The 18,376-nt window shown below is 69.0% G+C and carries 12 protein-coding genes and 1 pseudogene; 4 read left to right on the forward strand and 9 right to left on the reverse strand.

Annotated elements, in window-relative coordinates; genetic code table 11:
* The first annotated feature begins 113 nt into the window (after positions 1-113).
* On the forward strand, positions 114-1,637 hold the full coding sequence (locus OG241_RS04815; RefSeq protein ID WP_405813851.1) for an aldehyde dehydrogenase family protein: 1,524 nt from the start codon (positions 114-116) through the stop codon (positions 1,635-1,637).
* Between the two features lie 299 nt (positions 1,638-1,936).
* Here the strand turns inward: OG241_RS04815 and OG241_RS04820 are convergent, their stop codons facing one another.
* Positions 1,937-3,361: a non-reducing end alpha-L-arabinofuranosidase family hydrolase gene (locus OG241_RS04820; protein WP_405813853.1), complete on the reverse strand. Its 1,425-nt coding sequence runs from the start codon at positions 3,359-3,361 to the stop codon at positions 1,937-1,939.
* Positions 3,362-3,975: 614 nt separating this feature from the next.
* Between OG241_RS04820 and OG241_RS04825 the strand changes: the two genes are divergently transcribed.
* From OG241_RS04825 to thpR, 3 genes and pseudogenes are all read left to right on the forward strand, one after another.
* Positions 3,976-4,854, forward strand: coding sequence for a calcium-binding protein (locus tag OG241_RS04825; protein ID WP_405813854.1), 879 nt, complete (start codon positions 3,976-3,978; stop codon positions 4,852-4,854).
* Positions 4,855-4,996: 142 nt separating this feature from the next.
* A pseudogene (locus OG241_RS04830) lies at positions 4,997-5,218 on the forward strand (IS1380 family transposase); the annotation flags it as partial.
* A gap of 119 nt (positions 5,219-5,337) precedes the next feature.
* A complete protein-coding gene (thpR, locus tag OG241_RS04835) occupies positions 5,338-5,988 on the forward strand; it encodes an RNA 2',3'-cyclic phosphodiesterase (protein WP_405813855.1) in 651 nt (216 codons plus the stop codon).
* A 446-nt stretch (positions 5,989-6,434) separates the two neighbouring features.
* On the opposite strand, the gene OG241_RS04840 is transcribed toward thpR, so the two are convergent.
* The 8 genes from OG241_RS04840 to OG241_RS04875 all read right to left on the reverse strand — a co-directional run bounded on the left by OG241_RS04840 (position 6,435) and on the right by OG241_RS04875 (position 18,315).
* Complete coding sequence (locus OG241_RS04840) at positions 6,435-8,555, reverse strand: PQQ-dependent sugar dehydrogenase (RefSeq protein WP_405813856.1); 2,121 nt, start codon at positions 8,553-8,555, stop codon at positions 6,435-6,437.
* A gap of 154 nt (positions 8,556-8,709) precedes the next feature.
* A complete protein-coding gene (locus OG241_RS04845; protein WP_405813857.1) occupies positions 8,710-9,876 on the reverse strand; it encodes a sugar phosphate isomerase/epimerase family protein in 1,167 nt (388 codons plus the stop codon).
* Between the two features lie 623 nt (positions 9,877-10,499).
* Positions 10,500-11,651 carry an inositol-3-phosphate synthase gene (locus OG241_RS04850; RefSeq protein ID WP_405813859.1) on the reverse strand — a complete coding sequence of 384 codons (1,152 nt, stop codon included), beginning with the start codon at positions 11,649-11,651 and terminating at the stop codon, positions 10,500-10,502.
* A gap of 540 nt (positions 11,652-12,191) precedes the next feature.
* Complete coding sequence (locus tag OG241_RS04855; RefSeq protein ID WP_405813860.1) at positions 12,192-13,199, reverse strand: sugar phosphate isomerase/epimerase family protein; 1,008 nt, start codon at positions 13,197-13,199, stop codon at positions 12,192-12,194.
* Positions 13,200-13,214: 15 nt separating this feature from the next.
* Entirely contained in the window at positions 13,215-14,450 is a 1,236-nt protein-coding gene (locus OG241_RS04860) for a Gfo/Idh/MocA family protein (protein WP_405813862.1), read from the reverse strand.
* 167 nt (positions 14,451-14,617) lie between these two features.
* Entirely contained in the window at positions 14,618-15,667 is a 1,050-nt protein-coding gene (locus tag OG241_RS04865; RefSeq protein ID WP_405813863.1) for a substrate-binding domain-containing protein, read from the reverse strand.
* Between the two features lie 99 nt (positions 15,668-15,766).
* Positions 15,767-16,795: an ABC transporter permease gene (locus OG241_RS04870; protein ID WP_405813864.1), complete on the reverse strand. Its 1,029-nt coding sequence runs from the start codon at positions 16,793-16,795 to the stop codon at positions 15,767-15,769.
* Positions 16,792-18,315 (reverse strand): sugar ABC transporter ATP-binding protein, encoded by a 1,524-nt coding sequence (locus OG241_RS04875; protein WP_405813865.1) that lies wholly within the window; start codon positions 18,313-18,315, stop codon positions 16,792-16,794. The genes OG241_RS04870 and OG241_RS04875 overlap by 4 nt, the downstream gene beginning before the upstream one ends.
* Positions 18,316-18,376: the final 61 nt, after the last annotated feature.

The raw sequence follows: 18,376 nt of genomic DNA on the forward strand, positions 1-18,376 counted from the left end.
GTCACACGCCGGCGCACCCTTTCAGGCGCAACCTGTCTGCAACCTCGCCGGTCCTAGCCTCGCGGCGAGAGCGGCCCAACGGCGGGCGGCTCTGCTCAAGGAGGCAGGCCAGCATGACCCGTTACGCGGCACCCGGCACCACCGGCGCGATCGTCTCCTACCAGTCGCGCTACGACCACTTCATCGGCGGCGAATACGTGCCGCCGGCCCGGGGGCAGTACTTCGAGAACCCGAGTCCGGTGAACGGGCAGCCGTTCACGGAGATCGCGCGCGGCACCGCCGAGGATGTGGAGCGCGCGCTCGACGCGGCGCACGCGGCGGCGCCGGCGTGGGGCCGTACGTCGGTGACCCAGCGGTCCGACATCCTGTTGAAGATCGCCGACCGGATGGAGGCGAACCTCGAGGCGCTGGCGGTCGCCGAGACCTGGGAGAACGGCAAGCCGGTACGGGAGACGCTCGCCGCCGACATCCCGCTCGCCATCGACCACTTCCGCTATTTCGCGGGGGCGATCCGAGCGCAGGAGGGGTCGCTCGGCGAACTCGACGACGACACGGTGGCGTACCACTTCCATGAGCCGCTCGGGGTGGTCGCGCAGATCATCCCGTGGAACTTCCCCATCCTGATGGCGGTCTGGAAACTGGCGCCCGCTCTCGCGGCGGGCAACGCGGTCGTGATCAAGCCCGCCGAGCAGACACCCGCGTCCCTCCACTACTGGATGAGCCTGATCTCGGACCTGCTGCCGGCGGGTGTCGTGAACATCATCAACGGCTTCGGCGTGGAGGCGGGCAAGCCGCTCGCGTCCAGCGCGCGGGTGGCGAAGGTGGCGTTCACGGGTGAGACCACGACGGGGCGGCTGATCATGCAGTACGCCTCGGAGAACATCAAGCCGGTCACGCTGGAGCTGGGCGGCAAGTCGCCGAACATCTTCTTCGACGACGTGTGGGCGGCGGACGACGACTTCCGCGACAAGGCGCTCGAAGGGTTCACCATGTTCGCGCTCAACCAGGGGGAGGTGTGCACCTGCCCGTCCCGTGCGCTGATCCAGCGCGGCAACTACGCCGACTTCCTCCGGGCCGCGGTGGCCCGTACCGAGCTCATCAAGCCGGGTCACCCGCTCGACACGGACACGATGATCGGCGCGCAGGCCTCCAACGACCAGCTGGAGAAGATCCTCTCGTATCTGGACATCGGCCGGCAGGAGGGGGCTCGGATCCTCACGGGTGGCGAACGCATCGACTACGACGGTGAGTTGAAGGGCGGGTACTACGTCCAGCCGACCATCTTCGAGGGTGACAACCGGATGCGGATCTTCCAGGAGGAGATCTTCGGGCCAGTGGTGTCCGTGACGTCCTTCGACGACTTCGACGACGCGATCAAAACGGCCAACGACACGCTGTACGGCCTCGGGGCGGGTGTGTGGACCCGGGACATGAACACCGCGTACCGGGCGGGCCGCGCAATCCAGGCGGGCCGGGTGTGGACCAACTGCTACCACGCGTACCCGGCACACGCGGCGTTCGGCGGCTACAAGCAGTCCGGGATCGGCCGTGAGACGCACAAAATGATGCTGGATCACTATCAGCAGACGAAGAACCTGCTGGTGAGCTACTCGCCGAAGAAGCTGGGCTTCTTCTAGACACACGAAAAGAGGCGCCTGACCTGGGCCTTCACCCGTCAGGCGCCTCTCTCAGCTGACGCGCTGCCACTCGTTCATGGACTGCTCGATGAGACGGTTCGCCTGCTCTCGAAGGCCGTCGGGTTCGAGGAATCGGCGTTTTCCGCCGTCGTCGAGTCCCAGCTGGATGCCGACATGGTCGATCGTCAGCCGACCCCGTCGTCACTGAAGTCGGCGTTGAACAGCACGAGGTGCCGTGCGGAGGAACCCCAGCCGACGCGCGGCTGGGGTTCCTCGACGCGATGAGTATCGGTCGACGGTCAGCGTTGCAGGGTGAGGACGCCCGGCCGCCACGGCAGTTGGTCGTAGGGGCCGCTCGCGCTGGGGGACTTGCCCTGGTAGAGGAACTGCAGGTTGCAGGGGTCGATGGTCTTGGTCTGGTCGGGGTTGTTGCGGACCAGGTCACCGTGGCTGATGTCGTTGGTCCAGGTGGCACCGCTGTTGGCCTTGCCCGCGAAGGGGTTGGACTCGGTGGCGGCCTGCGGGGTCCACGAACCGTTCAGGCTGGAGGCCGTGAACGAGCGGAAGAAGCGCTGCTCGCTCGCACCCCGAGCCTCGACAATCATCAGGTACTGGTTCTGGCCCTGGACCTTGTACACCTCCGGTGCTTCGAACAGGTTCTTCACCGTGTCGCTCATGACCGTCGTGTACGACGAGCCGAAGTTGCCCGGGAAGTTCCCGATCGGCATGCTCGCCCGGTAGATCTTGCCGTTGTCACCGGCGAAGAACAGGTACATGTTCTGGTCGTCGGCGATCAGGGTCTGGTCGATCGGGGCGGCCCCGGAGATGCTGCCGGTGAACAGCGGCTGGGGTGCCGACCAGCCGTTGGGGTTGGTGGGGTCGCTCGACGTGCGGTAGATGAAGGGCCACGCACCCCACTGGTACGCCAGCACCCAGATGTTCTTGGGCGCGAAGTAGAACAGCGTGGGCGCCACCGCGGCCTGGCTCATGCCGGTCTGGCCGGCCGACGCCATGTCGGACCAGTTCGTGAAGGGCGCGAACCGCATCGAGCCGTACGACGATCCCGACACGTTCGACGCGTAGACCAGGTGCTTGCCGTTGTACGTCACGTTGGTGAAGTCCTTCAGCGAGACCCACCCGTTCGCCGGCTGTGCCAACGCTCCCGTCGACGTCCACCGGTACGAGGACGACAGAGCACAGTTGCCGCCGCCCGGCGGGGTCGTCCCGGACAGGCCGGTCCACTTCTGGTTGCCGGCGCCGTTGCACGTCCAGATCTCCACCGCCGTGCCGTTGGCCGTACCGGAGCCCGTGACGTCCAGGCACAGTCCGGACTCCACGCCGACGATCGTGCCGTCGGAGTTCACTCGCCACTGCTGGTTCGCACCCCCGCTGCAGGTCCAGATCTGCACGCGCGTACCGGCCGTGGTGGCGTGGCCCGGAACATCGAGGCACTTGTTGCCGTACACGGTCAGCTGGCTGCTGTCCGTCGCCGTCCACTGCTGGCTGGTCCCGCCCGAGCAGTCCCAGATCTGCAGGTACGTGCCGTCGGTCTGGCTGGAGTTCGGCACATCGAGACATCGGCCGGCGGCGACACCACGTAAGGCGCCGCTGGCTGCCGCCTGAGCCGGGTTGGCGACGAGCATCGCCGCCAACGAGACCAGGGCCGCGATCGCAGCGGCGAGCACCACGGACACACGTCCGCGGTCGAAACTACGTCTACGCATGGGGACCTCGTTGTCCTTGGGTGAGCGGTTCCGGCTGCCCCGCGCGGAGGCCGACCGGACGGTCGAGGTGGTGCGGTGCGTAGCGGTCCGCGGCGGCGAAGGGCCGGTGGTCGCCGTCAGCGCGAGACGGCGAGAACAGGGCTGACAAGCCCATGACATATTCATCGTGCGGCATACCCCTTGCGGCTCAGCGTTGCGGCAGACGTGTGCCGTGACGCCCTGCTGTGCGAGTGGAGCGGCCCTCTTGTTCGTCATGCCGAACAACAGTCGAACTATCGAGCAATCTGGACGATAGGGAACCTCAGAACGGCGTCAATACCTCTCGCATGATTCGACGGGAATCCCGAAAAATTCGATGCACCGATGGGCACCGAACTTGCTGACGGACGGGACGAGTTCGCCCGGCACCGCCGTCCGAAGGGATGCGGTGAGAAGCGCGCCGTGGACTGCCGAGGACGCCGCCCGTCTTACGTAGCGATCGCGGTCGGGAGAGGGTGGAACGGCGGTGCGGGTTCGTTCCTGATCCCACCCGGAGCACAACCTCGGCCCCAGGTCAGCCGTCTAACGGGTACTCAGATGCTCACGGCACGACTCCCGCGAAGGGGCTACTCGGCATGCGTACATACAGAAGGTTCGCCACCGCGACCACCACCGCCCTCGCTCTCACCCTCACTCTGGGCGCGGCGGCGCTCATGGCCCCAGCGGCCCAGGCGGCGGCCGCACCGAAGGCCGGCACGCTGACCCACACGGCCGACGAGCTCTGGTACAAGGGCGCCCCGGGCCAGGCCAACCGTCTGAGGGTGTCGATGACGATCGAGGTCCGCGACAACGAGTGGGACACCTACTACATCCTCACCTTCCAGGACCGCGCCCCCATCACCATCGACCGGAGCGCGGCGGACTTCGACGAGTGCGTGTACCCGACGCCGTCCGACCACACGGTCGCCCAATGCGCGGTCGGCATCCCGAACGGCTCCGACGACTCCGACATCTACGACGTCGACCTGGGCGACGGCAACGACACCGCGACGATCGACTCCCAGCACAACAGCGCGTACGCCACGATCTACGGCGGCAAGGGCAACGACGTTCTGCGGGGCAACGCTTCCGACGTCTTCTACGGCCAGGACGGCAACGACAGCATCAGCGGCGGGGGCGGGGTCTGGGGCCTCGGATCGTACGGCGGCGCCGGGAACGACACCCTCACCCAGTGCTCGTACGCCTGCCACGGCGGCGCCGGAAACGACTCGCTCACCGGCGGCACCGACGGGGACGGCGACGAGAACACGCTTTACGGCGACGCCGGCAACGACATCCTCCACGGAAAGTCCGGCGCCGACGTCCTCTACGGCGGCAAGGGCAACGACCGCCTGTTCGGCGACCAGGGCAACGACAAGCTCTACGGCAACAGCGGCAACGACACCCTCCACGGCGGCCCAGGCACCGACACCCTCTCGGGCGGCCCGGGCACCGACAGGCTGTATCAGAACTAGCGTTCACTGCATGCTTTTAGCCTCGCGCTTTCGCGAGGTGGGTTGTCCGATGCTTGATCAAATAAGCGGAGAGTGCTCCTGACCTGCAACGATGGGACTTTTCTAGGGTCCTGTTGGCTGCAAGGAAAGAAGCACTCTCCAGGTGAGCAGGCGTATCGGGTTGTACCCGCGTGTCCGCGTCGAGGGCGGTGGCAGCGGGACGGTCTCCCAGGCCGGGGCGGTGCTGCTGGTCGGGACGATCCGCAAGTGCGGCCTGGGCACCTCTGTGTCGGCAGCAACGGCGCCGTGGCGCAAGCCGCGGGCAGTGCACGACCCGGGCAAGACCCTGCTGGATGTCGCGCTCGGAGTCGCTCTGGGCGGGGATGAAGTTGACCCACACTGAACACGGGCCTCCACCGGGATGGCGACCGGCGGTGCGCAGCGGACGTCCACTGTAGGCAGTCAGGCTTCGGCCCCGCGGACGCATGAGGTAAGAAGACAGCCGTGACCGAACTGTCCCAGACCGCCACCCAGCACGCGTTTGTCGCCCTCGCGCCGCCCGACGATGCGAAGAACGAGCTGGCACACGCACTGAGCCCGGCCTACGCCGCCTATCCCGACCTGCGTTGGAACCGCATCGAGGACTGGCACATCACCCTGGCCTTCCTGGGCGAGCTGCCGGTGCAGGTCGTCGACCGGCTTCGTCCGCCCCTCGCCGAACTGGCGGCTGCCCGTCCCTCTCTCGAACTGCAACTCCTCGGTGGCGGACACTTCGACGAACGAGTGCTGTGGAGCGGCATCGAGGGCGATCTCGACAGACTGCACGAGCTGGCCAAAGCAGTACGGGCGCGGATCAGGGACTGCGACGTCGCCTGCGCCGAACGTCCGCTGCGTCCCCACCTCACGCTGGCCCGCGCTCGCCGCTACGACAACGCGTCCGTCACGGCGGCGGCCGCCTGCCTCGACGGCTTCACCGGACGTCCTTGGCAGACCGAACGCCTCCACCTGGTCGGCAGCACGATAAGCGGCCACCCAGGCCCGCGGCGCTATCAGGACATCGACGCATGGACCCTCGTCACTGGGCAAAGGCATCCTGACCGGAAACCGCCACGGGCTGCAGTGCATGAGTACCTGGACGGATCGGGCCCGCAATGATGCCCGCTCGACCTCACGCGTTTTGAACCCGCTCAGACGGTCACCCCGCCGGTCAGGAGGCGGTCCAGCACTTGCTCCTCCGGTTACAGATGCACGCCCCGGGCAACCAGCCGCGCACGACGGCCGCCGTCGACCTGGTACGGCGAGATCCGTTGTGCAGTTACCCGGAGCACATACACCATTTCGAACCCCGGGCCTCGCACGCCGACGCCACAGAACGGACCAAGATCCGGACCAGGCTCGGACCAACTCGCCTCAGCCACAGTTAATTTCACCCATAGTCACAGGTCAGAGGCTATAGCGAGGCTGTACCACCAGCAGACGAAGAACCTTCTTGTTTCGTACAGTCCCAAGAAACTCGGGTTCTTCCAGGGCCTCCGTGGTGTCCTCGTGCGACGAACGGGGCGCCCCGAAAGGGCGCCCCGTCCTGGTGTCGTCGTCGCTGCTCAGTCGGCCGGTGTCAGGGCGACCTCGGCGCTGCCCGAGAGGGACGGCAGGCCGTCCGGGGGCGTGTCGGTGTAGCTGGCGTTGAAGACCGCCTTGAGGTTGTCCGAACCGGAGTGACCGCCGTCAACGAACGTCACGAAGGATCCGGCGCAGCCGTTGCTCGTCGACAGCGGGTGGCCGTGCGAGTCGTGGCCGAGGATGAACGAGACGCTGACCTTCGCGCAGTCCACCGGCTGGTCGTCGGTGACGGTGACCTGCCAGGTGACCGTGTCACCCCAGTGGAACGCTCTGCCGCCGTGCGGAGCCGGGTCGGTGGTGAGTGAGACGACGGGCGCCTTGTTGCCGACGACGACAGGGACGGACGCGGAGGCCGAACGCCCGGTGCTGTCGGTGACCTTCAGCGTGGCGTCGTAGACGCCGTTCTCGGTGAACGTGTGCTTCGGGTTCGCCTCCCTGGAATCGACTTGGCCGTCGGCGTCGAAGTCCCAGGCATAGCGGAGGGCGTCGCCGTCGGCGTCCTTCGTGCCGGTGCTGGAGAACTGGACGGTCAGCGGGCTGGTGCCGTTGACCAGGTCCGCGGCGACCTTGGGCTCCGGGGTGCGGTTGCCGCGGGTGAAGTCGATACGGGAGAGCTGGGCCTCGGGCAGCTCCGCGAAGTACCCGGTGCCGTACTCGAGGACGTACAGGGCGCCGTCCGGGCCGAACTCGGCGTCGATCGGGCCGTCCGTCGTGATCGAGGGGATCGCGTCCTCGATCTTCTGCACCTCGTTCTTCTTGCCGAGGGTGATGGCCTTCATCTGGTCGCGGGTCCACTCGTAGAAGAGCGGCTTGCCGTCGAAGTACTGGGGCCAGCGGTTCTGGGCCTTGTTGCTCTTGTCGTACTGGTACGCCGGGCCGCCCATGGGGCCGATGCCACCCGTGCCGAGCTCCGGGAACTGCGCCGACGCGCCGTAGCCGTACACGATCTCCGCGTTCTCGACCGGGGGCAGCACACTGCGGCCGGTGTTGTGACGCGAGTCGTTGACGGGCTTGGCGCAGTCGAAGGCGCCGCTCGACTTCTGGGTGGCGAAGTCATAGTCCTGGTACGGCATGTCCCGCGTCACGCAGAACGGCCAGCCGTAGTTGGCGGGGCGGTCGACGACCATCCAGCGACCCTGGCCGGCGGGGCCGCGGTCGGGGTTGGCGCTCTGGGCGTCGGGCGAGTAGTCGCCGACGTAGACCTCGCCGGTCTTGTCGTCGACCCCGAAGCGGAACGGATTGCGCAGACCCATGGCGTAGATCTCGGGACGGGTCTTCGCGGTGCCCTTCGCGAAGAGGTTGCCGCGCGGTATCTGATATCCGCCGCCGGGCTTGACCTGGATGCGCAGGACCTTGCCGCGCAGGTCGTTGGTGTTGCCCGCGGTGCGCCGCGCGTCGTAGGCCGGGTTGCGCTCGGGGCGGTCGTCGAGCGGGGCGTAGCCGTCGGAGGAGAAGGGGTTGGAGTCGTCACCGGTCGACAGGAACAGGTTGCCCTTGCCGTCGAAGTCGATCTTGCCGCCGACGTGGCAGCAGAGGCCTCGGTCGGCCGGCACCTCGATGACCTTCTGCTCGGTGGCGAAGTCGAGCTTGTTGCCCACGAGTTTGAACCGCGACAGGCGGGTGACGCCCTTGTACTTGGCGAAGTCGGCGTCCGTGCCGAACTGCGGCGCGTCACCTTCGTTGACCCCGGGGGTGGCCGGGTCGTCCATGGGGGTGGCGAGGCGGGGCGAGTAGTAGAGGTAGACCCAGTGGTTCTTGGCGAAGCCGGGGTCGACGGCGATGCCCTGCACGCCTTCCTCGTCGTGCTGGTAGAGCCCCGCGGGGCTCTTCTTCAGGTCGGCGGCGAGGAAGTTCACGCCGCTCTTGGGGTCGTGGATGCGGACTTCGCCGGTGCGTGCCGTGTGCAGCACCCGCCGGTCGGGCAGGACGGCCAGTGCCATGGGCTCGCCCGGGCGGTCGTTGAGGGTGACCTTCTGGAAGTCCGACGCGGCCGGCGGTACGGGGGCCGACGGGGCGGCCTGGGCTGCGGGGAGGGGGAGGAGCCCGGCGGCTCCGGTCAGGGTGGCGGCCCCCAGAAGGGTGACGAATCGTCTGTTGCGCACTCAGAACTCCTTCGGTCTAAGCGGCGGCTGCGAAGCGAGTCCGCGGCCGACCGGCCGTTGCGGGTGAAGGCGGGTGAAGGGGGGGTGGAAGGCCAGGCACGCGCAGTACGTCGGGCACGGGAACGCGCCTGGCCGAACGTCGGGTGACGCTTCGTCAGTTGCAGGCGCGCAGGGCCGCGAGGTTGTCGTAGCCGATCTTGGCGAACTCCAGGGACTGGCCGGGGACGGTCGCGCTCGGTGCGGTGTCCTGCTCGACCATCGGGTTGCGGTAGTTCTTCGCTCCCACCCGGGTGAAGAACCGCCGGTAGTCGATGTCACCCGTGCCGAACGGCACCATGTCGTAGCCCATGCCGTTCTGGGTGTTGACGACCCCGTCCTTGGCGTGGAACAGCGGGAATCGGGTGCTGTTGCGCTCGACGAGTGCGGCCGGGTCGAAGACGCGCTCGCGCTGGGAGCCGTCGTGGGCGGTGTACGTGTGGAACTTGTACTGGGCCACGTGCGCCCAGAAGACGTCCAGCTCCAGGTAGACGCTCCCCCGGTCCGTCACCTTCAGGAAGTACTCCAGCTTGCGGATTCCGGAGCTGCGGGTGGGCCGCCCCTGCGCGTCGAGCGGGCCCCCGTCGAGCAGGAAGTCGTAGGCCGCGTCGTGGTTGTGGGTGTAGAGCTTGATGCCCGCGCGGCAGGCGAGGTCGCCCAGGGTGTTCCACTTCTGCGCGGCGACGTCCCAGTCGGCCCGGTAGGGGGTGTTGGTGGGGTCGGCGCCGGTGCCCATGTGCTCCATACCGAGGATGTTGGCGATCTCCAGCCAGCGCTTGAAGGTGTCACGGTCGGACGACGTCAGCGGCCAGGAGGGCGGGATGTAGCCGTGGCTGCCCTGCGCCCGCAGCCCGTACTCGTCCAGCCAGGAGCGCAGGAGCCGCGCGCCCTCGACCGTGCCCAGATCGGCGCCGCCGGGCGCGTTGGCGTGCTGGCCGTAGCCGGCGAACTCCACCTGGCGATAGCCGAAGCGGGACAGTTGCTTGAACACCCCGCGGAAGCCGGAGGGCAGGTCGGAGGCCAGCGGGTCACGGCCGACCGCGTCCCGGACGGTGTAGAGGATGATGCCGCGCTTGTGCGGCGGAACCAGCGCGGAACGGTCACGGTCATGGCCGGCGGCCTCCGTCGATCTGTTCTGCGCCAGGGCGGGCGCGGCGCCGAAGACCGGAGCGGCGATCGCCGCTCCGGTGACGGCCGTGCAGGTGCTGAGGAAGCGGCGGCGGTTGACGCCTAGTGTGCGGCGCAGAGCGTCGCCGGTGACGGCTTCGTCGTTGAACGCGGTCACAGTGGTTCTCTCTTTCGTCGTTGTGGCGCTGCGGGTGCCCGGCGGCAGTCGCCTCCGGCAAGGCCGGCGTGCCGCAGGAGAACTGACTTCACTTCGGTGGCCGTGGCCGCTCCACGGCCGGATACTGCGCGGGGGGGGGTGGAGAACAGGACGAGCGCACGGTCGTCGTCGCTCGTGGGGGAAGCAGCCGTGGCTGCCGCGAAGAGGTGACGGGCCGAGGGGCACGACCGTCATACGGCAATGCAGGCGGTGCTTCTCGCGGGCCGGCGCGGTGGCTGCCCGGGGCCTTGGCGTAGGGGTCGAAGGGGTCGAGCGGGTCCATGAATGCTTCGACCGAGTCGTGGTGCCCAGACCTTGCCGCCGGCCGCCGGACCGTTGTGCCGGTGCCTCAGAGGTACGTCGCCGAGTTCGCGGAAGTAACAGCGGGCCGCGAGTTCGGGGGCGTCCGGGGCGAGGTGCAGGTGGCCGGGGCGGAGTCGCCGGCGGACGCTCATGCGTGCCTCACCTTCCGTGCGGCGGCACGTGCCACGGGTACGCGCCCCCGCGCCGCCGCAGAAGGGATACCGCCGGAGGGGACGGGCCGATGGGGGTGCTCGACGGCATCCTCGTCAGGAGGGAGCGGATCACTGGGCCTCCCGCAGGCGGTCGGCGAACGACAGCAGGGCGGTGAACTGCTCCGAGAGACCCGACGGGCCCGCGTCGGGGTCCTTGAAGTAGAACCCCAGTTGGGTGAGCGGGCCGGACAGCCCCGCCTCGTGGGCGCGGGCGACCAGGCGGGCCAGGTCCAGGACGAGCGGTGCGGCCAGGGCCGAGTCGCAGCCCTGCCAGATGGTCTGCAGGATCATGCGCGAGCCGAGGAAGCCCTCGAAGGCGATGTGGTCCCAGGCGGTCTTCCAGTCGCCGAGCGCCGGTACGTCGTCGATGTGCACCTCGCCCTGTGGGGTGTGCCCGAGGGTGTCGGCCAGGACTCGTTCCTTGCCGGCGTTCTTCGCCGCGGCCGCGCCCGGGTCGGCCAGGGCCGCCCCGTCACCGCCGCCCAGCAGGTTGGTGCCGGACCAGGCGCGGACCTCGAGTGCGCGCTGGACGAACATCGGGGCGAGCGCGGCTCGCAACAGGGTCTGGCCGGTCTTTCCGTCACGGCCCGCGTGGGGCAGTGCGCCGGCCGCGGCGGCGTCTGTGAGGGCCGGGGTGCGCAACCCGGTGGACGGCGTGAAGTTGACGTAGGGGCAGCCGGCTCGCACGGCGGCGGCCGCGTACAGCGAGCTGGGTGGCAGTCGTACGGCGTCGGGCGCGGGCAACGGCTCGGTGGAGGACACGTTGACGACGATCACCCGAGCCAGTGCGTTGCGCTCGCGGAACGAGGTGAGGTCGGCCGCGAAGGCCGCGATGAGTTCCTCGTCGCTTCGCGTGTCGCCCGGGAGGGGGCCGCCGAGCCGTATCTCCTCGTCCGCGGCCTGGAGTTCGGCCCGCACGGCGGAGCCCAGCCCGTGCGGCAGGACGCCCGCGTCGGTGAGCTGTTCGGCCCGCTTGGGCAGCGGGCACTGGGCTGTGTCATGGCCGCCGAAGACGAGTGTGGCCAGAGGCGGCAGACCTGTGCCGTCGAAGGGCGCGGTCTCGGTGACCATGCCGGTCGGCGGCCGCAGCCGGGCGGTGACCGCCGCGCATCCGGCGACGGCGGTGGTGGCGACCGATCCACGGGCTCCGACGAACCAGACACCGGTGCGTGCGGTTCGCCCGCCGGTCCGGGGCTTCGATGCGTTCCCGTCTTGGTTCACAGGCTGCCTCCCTGCCATGTCGATGTTCCGATGTGGTTGGCGGACGGTGGGCAGGGGCTCGAGGGCCTCCCGCCCCACCGTCGGCATGGGGACGGCTTCGGCCGCGGCCTGGAGGGCTGCTCCGTGATGCGCGCGGTTGCGGAGTGCGAGGGGGCGGCAATGGGCCGCCGCTGAGAGATGTGCGGTGTCTGAGGGTCTTGGCCCTGCGCCGTGCAGGGTCGTGCTCGGTTGGCCGGTCGACCGAGGGGTGCGCCGTACGGCTTTGACGCGTCGTCAGTCTCGAACCACTGTGCGGCTCTTGTGCACGAAGGGAACGTAGCCCCGTTCGTCCTTGGCCGGAACCCCTCGCGCAGAGAAACGGCTAACTTTCTCCAGAGTCAGGACAAAGCGGTGTCCGGGCAGCCGGAATCGACCCGGCGGCTCTCCCACTGCCGCGCACCGACCGGGTCGGCTCTCACCAGGCCGGGAAGGCGGCTACGACCCCTCAGCGCCGCAGCCGGGAGTGGGCGGCGCCGGTTTACGCCTTCCGCGGCGGCACGCCTACTTGTCGCCGCCCCCGAACGCCGCGTCGAAGGAGGCCGACGGGGGGTCGAAGTCGTACGCCTTGAGGCGGGTCAGTGCTTCGGGGGCGCCCTGGAGCCGGTCCATGCCGGCGTCCTCCCACTCCACGGAGACGGGACCCCGGTAGCCGATCGAGCGCAGCATGCGGAAGACGTCCTCCCAGGCGACGTCGCCGTGGCCGGCGGAGACGAAGTCCCAGCCGCGGCGCGGGTCGCCCCAGGGCAGATGGGAGCCGAGGCGGCCGTTGCGGCCGTCGAGCCGCTTGCGGGCCTCCTTGCAGTCGACGTGGTAGATCCGGTCGCGGAAGTCCCACAGGAAGCCGACCGGGTCGAGGTCCTGCCACACGAAGTGCGAGGGGTCGAAGTTCAGGCCGAAGGCGGGCCGGTGGTCAACCGCCTCCAGCGCGCGCTGGGTTGTCCAGTAGTCGTAGGCGATCTCGCTGGGGTGGACCTCGTGGGCGAACCGCACGCCCTGGGCGTCGAAGACGTCGAGGATCGGGTTCCAGCGGTCGGCGAAGTCCTGGTAGCCGCGGTCGATCATCGACTCCGGGGCGGGCGGGAACATCGCGACCAGATGCCAGATCGCCGAGCCGGTGAACCCGATGACGGTGTCGACACCGAAAGCGGCCGCGGCCCGCGCGGTGTCGGCGATCTCCGCCGCCGCCCGCCGCCGTACACCCTCCGCCTCACCGTCGCCCCAGATACGGGCGGGCAGGATCGCCTGGTGCCGCTCATCGATGATGGCGTCACAGACCGCCTGGCCCACCAGGTGGTTGGAGATCGCCCAGCACTTCAGGCCGTACTTGTCGAGGAGCTGGTGACGGCCCGCCAGATAGGCCGGGTCCGCGAGAGCCTTGTCCACCTCGAAGTGATCGCCCCAGCAGGCGAGTTCGAGCCCGTCGTAGCCGAAGTCCCGGGCAAGACGGCAGACCTCCTCGAGAGGCAGGTCGGCCCACTGGCCGGTGAACAGCGTGAAGTCGCGCGGCATACTCGTCGAACCTCCTCAGACCGATACGGATGACACAGCTGTCGGTGAGACAGCAGTGGGTGAGACCGCTATGGGGGTGTAGACGGAGTTCTTCTCCGCACTCTCCTCCACCGCGGCGAGCACACGCTGGACCTGCAGACCGTCGGCGAACGACGGCCTCGGGTCTGTGCCGGACGCGATGGCCTCGACGAGGTCGCGGGCCTGGTGGACGAAGGTGTGCTCGTAGCCGAGCACGTGGCCGGGCGGCCACCAGCCCTCCAGGTAGGGGTGCTCGGCCTCGGTGACGACGATCCTGCGGAACCCTGCCGTGGCGGCGGGCTCCCGATGGTCGTGGAAGGACAGCTCGTTGAGCCGCTCCAGGTCGAACGCGAGCGAGCCGAACTCGCCGTTGATCTCCAGGCGCAGGGCGTTCTTGCGCCCGGACGCCATTCGGGTCGCCTCGAACGTGGCGAGCGCTCCCGAGGCGAGCCGGCCCGTGAAGACGGCGGCGTCGTCGACCGTCACCGGCCCACGCAGCGGGCCGCCGGACGCCGTCAGGCCCAAGGACGCACCGTCGAGGCGGGGGCGTTCCTTGACGAACGTCTCCATCTGGGCGGAGACGCCGACCAGGACCTCACCCGCCAGGTACTGGGCGAGGTCGACGATGTGCGCGCCGAGGTCGCCGAGCACCCCCGATCCCGCATGCTCCCGCTGCAGCCGCCACGTCAGCGGGAAATCGGGGTCGACCAGCCAGTCCTGGAGGTAGCTGACCCGTACGTGGCGCAGTGTGCCGAGCCTGCCGTCCGCGATCAGGCCGCGCGCGAAGGTGAGGGCAGGCACGCGCCGGTAGTTGAAGCCCACCATGGCCAACTGCCCGCGCGTGCGGGCCGCTTCGGCGGCCGTGACCATGGCCTCCGCCTCGGCGACGGAATTGGCCAGCGGCTTCTCGCACAGGACGTGCTTGCCCGCCTCCAGCGCCGCGATCGCGATCTCCGCATGGCTGTCGCCCGGTGTGCAGATGTCGACGAGTTGCACGTCGTCGCGGGCGATGAGGGCGCGCCAGTCGGTCTCCGTCGCGGCCCAGCCGTGCTTGTTCGCTGCCGCTCGGACAGCGCCCGGGTCGCGGCCGCAGATCGCGGCGAGTACCGGGCGCCGGGGCAGGTCGAAGACATGGCCCGCGGTGCGCCAGCCCTGGGAGTGGGCCGCGCCCATGAACGCGTAGCCGACCATGCCCACGCCCAATGTCGGCGTGTCGGCGTCTGACTGTCCCATGCGGAGGTCCTCCTGGTGGTGGGGGTGAATCAGTGGATCGGCCGCGGATCCGTCGTGGCTGGGCGCGCCCCGCGGCGGAGCCGCACTGTGTCGCAGCCCCGCGCCCCTGTCGGGCGCGGCTGAACCGCACGCCTGAATCAGCCGCCCAGCCCCTGGCCCCGGTGCCTCTACTTGAAGCCGGTCGGCAGGTACTGGTCGACGTTGTCCTTGGTGACGACGGCCGAGTAGAGGGTCAGCGAGGACGGGATCTCGAACTCGGCGAGGCCGCCTATGCCCTTGGACTGGCCGAGCGCACGAGCGAGATCGATGGCGGAGGCGGCCATGGTCGGCGGGTACAGGACGGTCGCCTTCAGCACGCTGTTGCCGGCCTTGATGGCGTCCATCGCGGACCTGGCGCCCGCGCCGCCGACCATCAGGAAGTCGTCGCGGCCGGCCTGGTCGATCGCGCGCAACGCGCCCACGCCCTGGTCGTCGTCGTGGTTCCACAGCGCGTCGAAGCTCGACTGGGCCTGCAGCAGTTGGGCCATCTTGGCCTGGCCGGACTCGACCGTGAAGTCGGCCGCCTGGCGGGCCACCTTGCGGATGTTGGGGTGGTTCTTCAGGGCGTCGTCGAAGCCCTTGGTGCGCTGCTGGGTCAGTTCGAGGTTGTCGAGGCCGGCCAGTTCGACGACCTTGGCGTCCTTCTTGCCCTTGAGCTGCTCGCCGATGTAGTGCCCGGCGTTGAGGCCCATGCCGTAGTTGTCGCCGCCGATCCAGCAGCGGTACGCCTGCGGGGAGGCGAACACGCGGTCCAGGTTGACGACGGGGATGCCCGCCCGCATGGCCTGCAGGCCGACCTGGGTGAGGGCCTTGCCGTCGGCCGGCAGGATCACCAGGACGTCGACCTTCTTGTTGATCAGCGTCTGGACCTGGCCGATCTGCTGGGCGGTGTCGTTGGAGCCCTCGGTGATCTCCAGCGTGACGTCCGAGTACTTCTTCGCACGCGACTTGGCGTTGGAGTTGATGGCGTTGAGCCAGCCGTGGTCGGCCTGGGGGCCGGCGAAGCCGATGGTGACGGCCTTGCCCGGCTTGTCGTCGGCGACCGGGGCGGCGTTGTCGGCGGCCTGTTCCTGGTCCTTGGACTCGTTGCTGGTGCAGGCCGTGAGCAACGCGCCGGCGGAAACGGCGGCGGTGCCGAACAGCAGTGCCCTACGGCTGGCGGCGGGGGTTCTTGCCATGACGGATCGACCCTTCGGCTGGGTGGTGTGCGGGAGATGGAGGCGGTGGGATGCCGGACGGCGGTTGTCAGGGACCGCCGTCCGGCGTGCCGCACGGTGTCAGGTGTCGCCGTGCAGCGAGCGGCGCTGGACCAGGACCGCGGCGACGATGATGGCGCCCTTCGCGATCTGCTGGACAGCGGTCTCGAGGTTGTTCAGAGCGAAGATGTTGGTGATCGTGGTGAAGACCAGAACGCCGAGGACGGAGCCGACGATGGTGCCTCGGCCCCCGCTGAGCAGGGAGCCGCCGATGATCGCCGCGGCGATGGCGTCCAGCTCGTACAGGTTGCCGTTGGTGTTCTGCCCTGATCCGGCGAGCACGATCAGCATGAACGCGGCGATACCGCAGCACAGCCCGGACAGCAGGTACAGGTACAGGCGCTGGCGGCGCACGTCGATACCGGCGAGGCGGGCCGCTTCCGCGTTGCCGCCGACCGCGACGGTACGGCGGCCGAAGGTGGTGCGGTTGAGCACCAGCCAGCCGATGACGGTGACCGCGGCGAAGATCAGGACAAGGGGTGGGATGCCGAGGATGTAGGAGTCCCTGGCACCCAGATCGAGCACCGATGCGACGCTCACGATCTGCGTGCTGCCGTCCGTGATCTGCAGCGCGAGGCCCCGGGCGGAGGCGAGCATGGCCAGCGTCGCGATGAACGGCACCATCCTGCCGTAGGCGATCAGCAGACCGTTCACGAGTCCACAGCCCACACCGACGATCATCGCGGTGAAGAGGATGCCCGCGAAGCCGAACTCCTGGGTGGCCACGGTCGTCGCCCACACCGACGCGAGCGCCACGATCGCGCCGACCGACAGGTCGATACCGCCGCTGGTGATGACGAAGGTCATGCCGACGGTGACGACGCCGATCACGGACGCCTGGGTGAGGACGAGCTGCAGATTGCTCGTCGCGAGGAACTCGTTCGGTGCGGTGATCCCACCGACCGCCACAAGGACGGCGAGGACTCCGAGCAACGACAGGGTGCGCACGTCCCACCACGGACCCGATCGGCGCGAACTCCCGTGCTCCCCCGCCAACTTGGCGGCGGACGTCGGCGCGCCCTCGTGCGCCGCAGTGCCTGGCTGTGTCATGGCGTCAGGCTCCCTTCCATCACAAGATCGAGTACGCGGTGCTCGTCGAGCTCCCGGGCGTCCGCCGTGTGCACGACGCTGCCCTCACGCAGCACCAGCACCCGGTCGGCGAGCCCCAGGACCTCGGGCACCTCACTGGACACGAGAAGTACTGCAAGGCCCTCGTCGGCCAGGCGGCGAATCACTGCGTAGAGCTCAGCCCGGGCGCCGATGTCGACACCCCTGGTCGGCTCGTCCAGCAACAGCACCTTGCAGCCTCGCAGCAGCCAGCGGGCGAGCACTGCTTTCTGCTGGTTGCCGCCGGACAGGGTCCTGATCGCGGCGTCGGGATTGTCCGGCCGCAGGGACAGTTCCCGCACCGCCTGGTGCGTCGCGGCCCGTTCGGTACGGCGGTCGAGCCAGCCCGCGCGGGCGAACCGGGACAGCGTGGAGATCGAGACGTTGCTGCTGACGGATTCCAGCATCAGCAGGCCCTGCGCCTTGCGCTCCTCGGGCGCGAGACCGATACCGGCGCGGACGGCGGCACGGACACTTCCGGGGCGCAGGGGTGTGCCGTCGACCAGGACACGGCCTTGGTCGGGTTTGCGAGCGCCGTAGATCGTCTCCAGGATCTCGCTGCGCCCGGACCCGACGAGCCCGGCCAGACCGACGATCTCACCGGGCCGCAGCTCCAGATCGACGGGGGTGAACTCCCCTCGCCTGCTCAGCCCTTCGACCTTCAGTACCGGCTCTCGCTCTGCCGCGAACCCGGCCTCGGGCCGCTCGGGGAAGACGTACTCCACGTTCCGCCCGGTCATCAGGGCCACCACCTCATGGGTCGGTGTGCTCTTGGCGGGCAGGCCGCCCGCGACCGACCGGCCCTCCTTCAGGACCGTGACCCGGTCGCCGATGCGCCGGATCTCGTCAAGCCGGTGGGAGATGTAGATGACGGCGACGCCTTCGGCCGTCAGATCGCCGACGATCCTGAACAGGTTGTCCACCTCTTCGGGGTCGAGCGCCGCCGACGGCTCGTCCATCACGATCAAGCGAACCTCGTGGGACAGTGCGCGGGCCATGGAGACGATCTGCTGCTGCGCCGCTGACAGGTCACCGACGAGCCGGGTCGGATCGATCTCCGGGTGCCCCAGACGTTTCAGCAGCTCCCCGGTCGCCGTACGGGCGACGGAGCCACGCACCACGAACCCGGCCGACGTGGGTTCATGTCCGAGGAAGACGTTCTCCGCGACGGACAGCCCCTCGATCAGATCGAGTTCCTGGTAGATGGTGGCGATGCCCAGACGCATGGCGGCGATCGGCGACCCCAGGGTCACGGTCTCATTCCGCCAGGTGATCTCACCGCTGTCGGGCTGGTGGGCGCCGGCGAGCACCTTGATGAGGGTGGACTTGCCGGCTCCGTTCTGGCCGAGCAGACAGTGCACTTCGCCGGCCTGGACGTCGAGGTCGACGCCGTCGAGGGCCCGGACTCCGGGGAACGACTTGGTGATGCCGGACATGGTGAGCAGGGGTGGTTGTGGTGCCATGAGGAATCCCCTCGGCGGATGCGGGCCGTTCGCGGGCAGGACAGGGCTGGGCTGGTTGTCT

Origin of the sequence: Streptomyces sp. NBC_01390 (genome assembly GCF_045040105.1) — a bacterium.
Classification (GTDB): domain Bacteria; phylum Actinomycetota; class Actinomycetes; order Streptomycetales; family Streptomycetaceae; genus Streptomyces.

Bases quoted from the DNA above. Each gene is read 5' to 3' on its own strand.
- OG241_RS04860 (WP_405813862.1), bottom strand. From the start codon at position 14,450: ATGGGACAGTCAGACGCCGACACGCCGACATTGGGCGTGGGCATGGTC.
- OG241_RS04820 (WP_405813853.1), bottom strand. From the start codon at position 3,361: ATGCGTAGACGTAGTTTCGACCGCGGACGTGTGTCCGTGGTGCTCGCC.
- OG241_RS04875 (WP_405813865.1), bottom strand. From the start codon at position 18,315: ATGGCACCACAACCACCCCTGCTCACCATGTCCGGCATCACCAAGTCG.
- OG241_RS04865 (WP_405813863.1), bottom strand. From the start codon at position 15,667: ATGGCAAGAACCCCCGCCGCCAGCCGTAGGGCACTGCTGTTCGGCACC.
- OG241_RS04825 (WP_405813854.1), top strand. From the start codon at position 3,976: ATGCGTACATACAGAAGGTTCGCCACCGCGACCACCACCGCCCTCGCT.
- OG241_RS04870 (WP_405813864.1), bottom strand. From the start codon at position 16,795: ATGACACAGCCAGGCACTGCGGCGCACGAGGGCGCGCCGACGTCCGCC.
- OG241_RS04855 (WP_405813860.1), bottom strand. From the start codon at position 13,199: ATGCCGCGCGACTTCACGCTGTTCACCGGCCAGTGGGCCGACCTGCCT.
- OG241_RS04815 (WP_405813851.1), top strand. From the start codon at position 114: ATGACCCGTTACGCGGCACCCGGCACCACCGGCGCGATCGTCTCCTAC.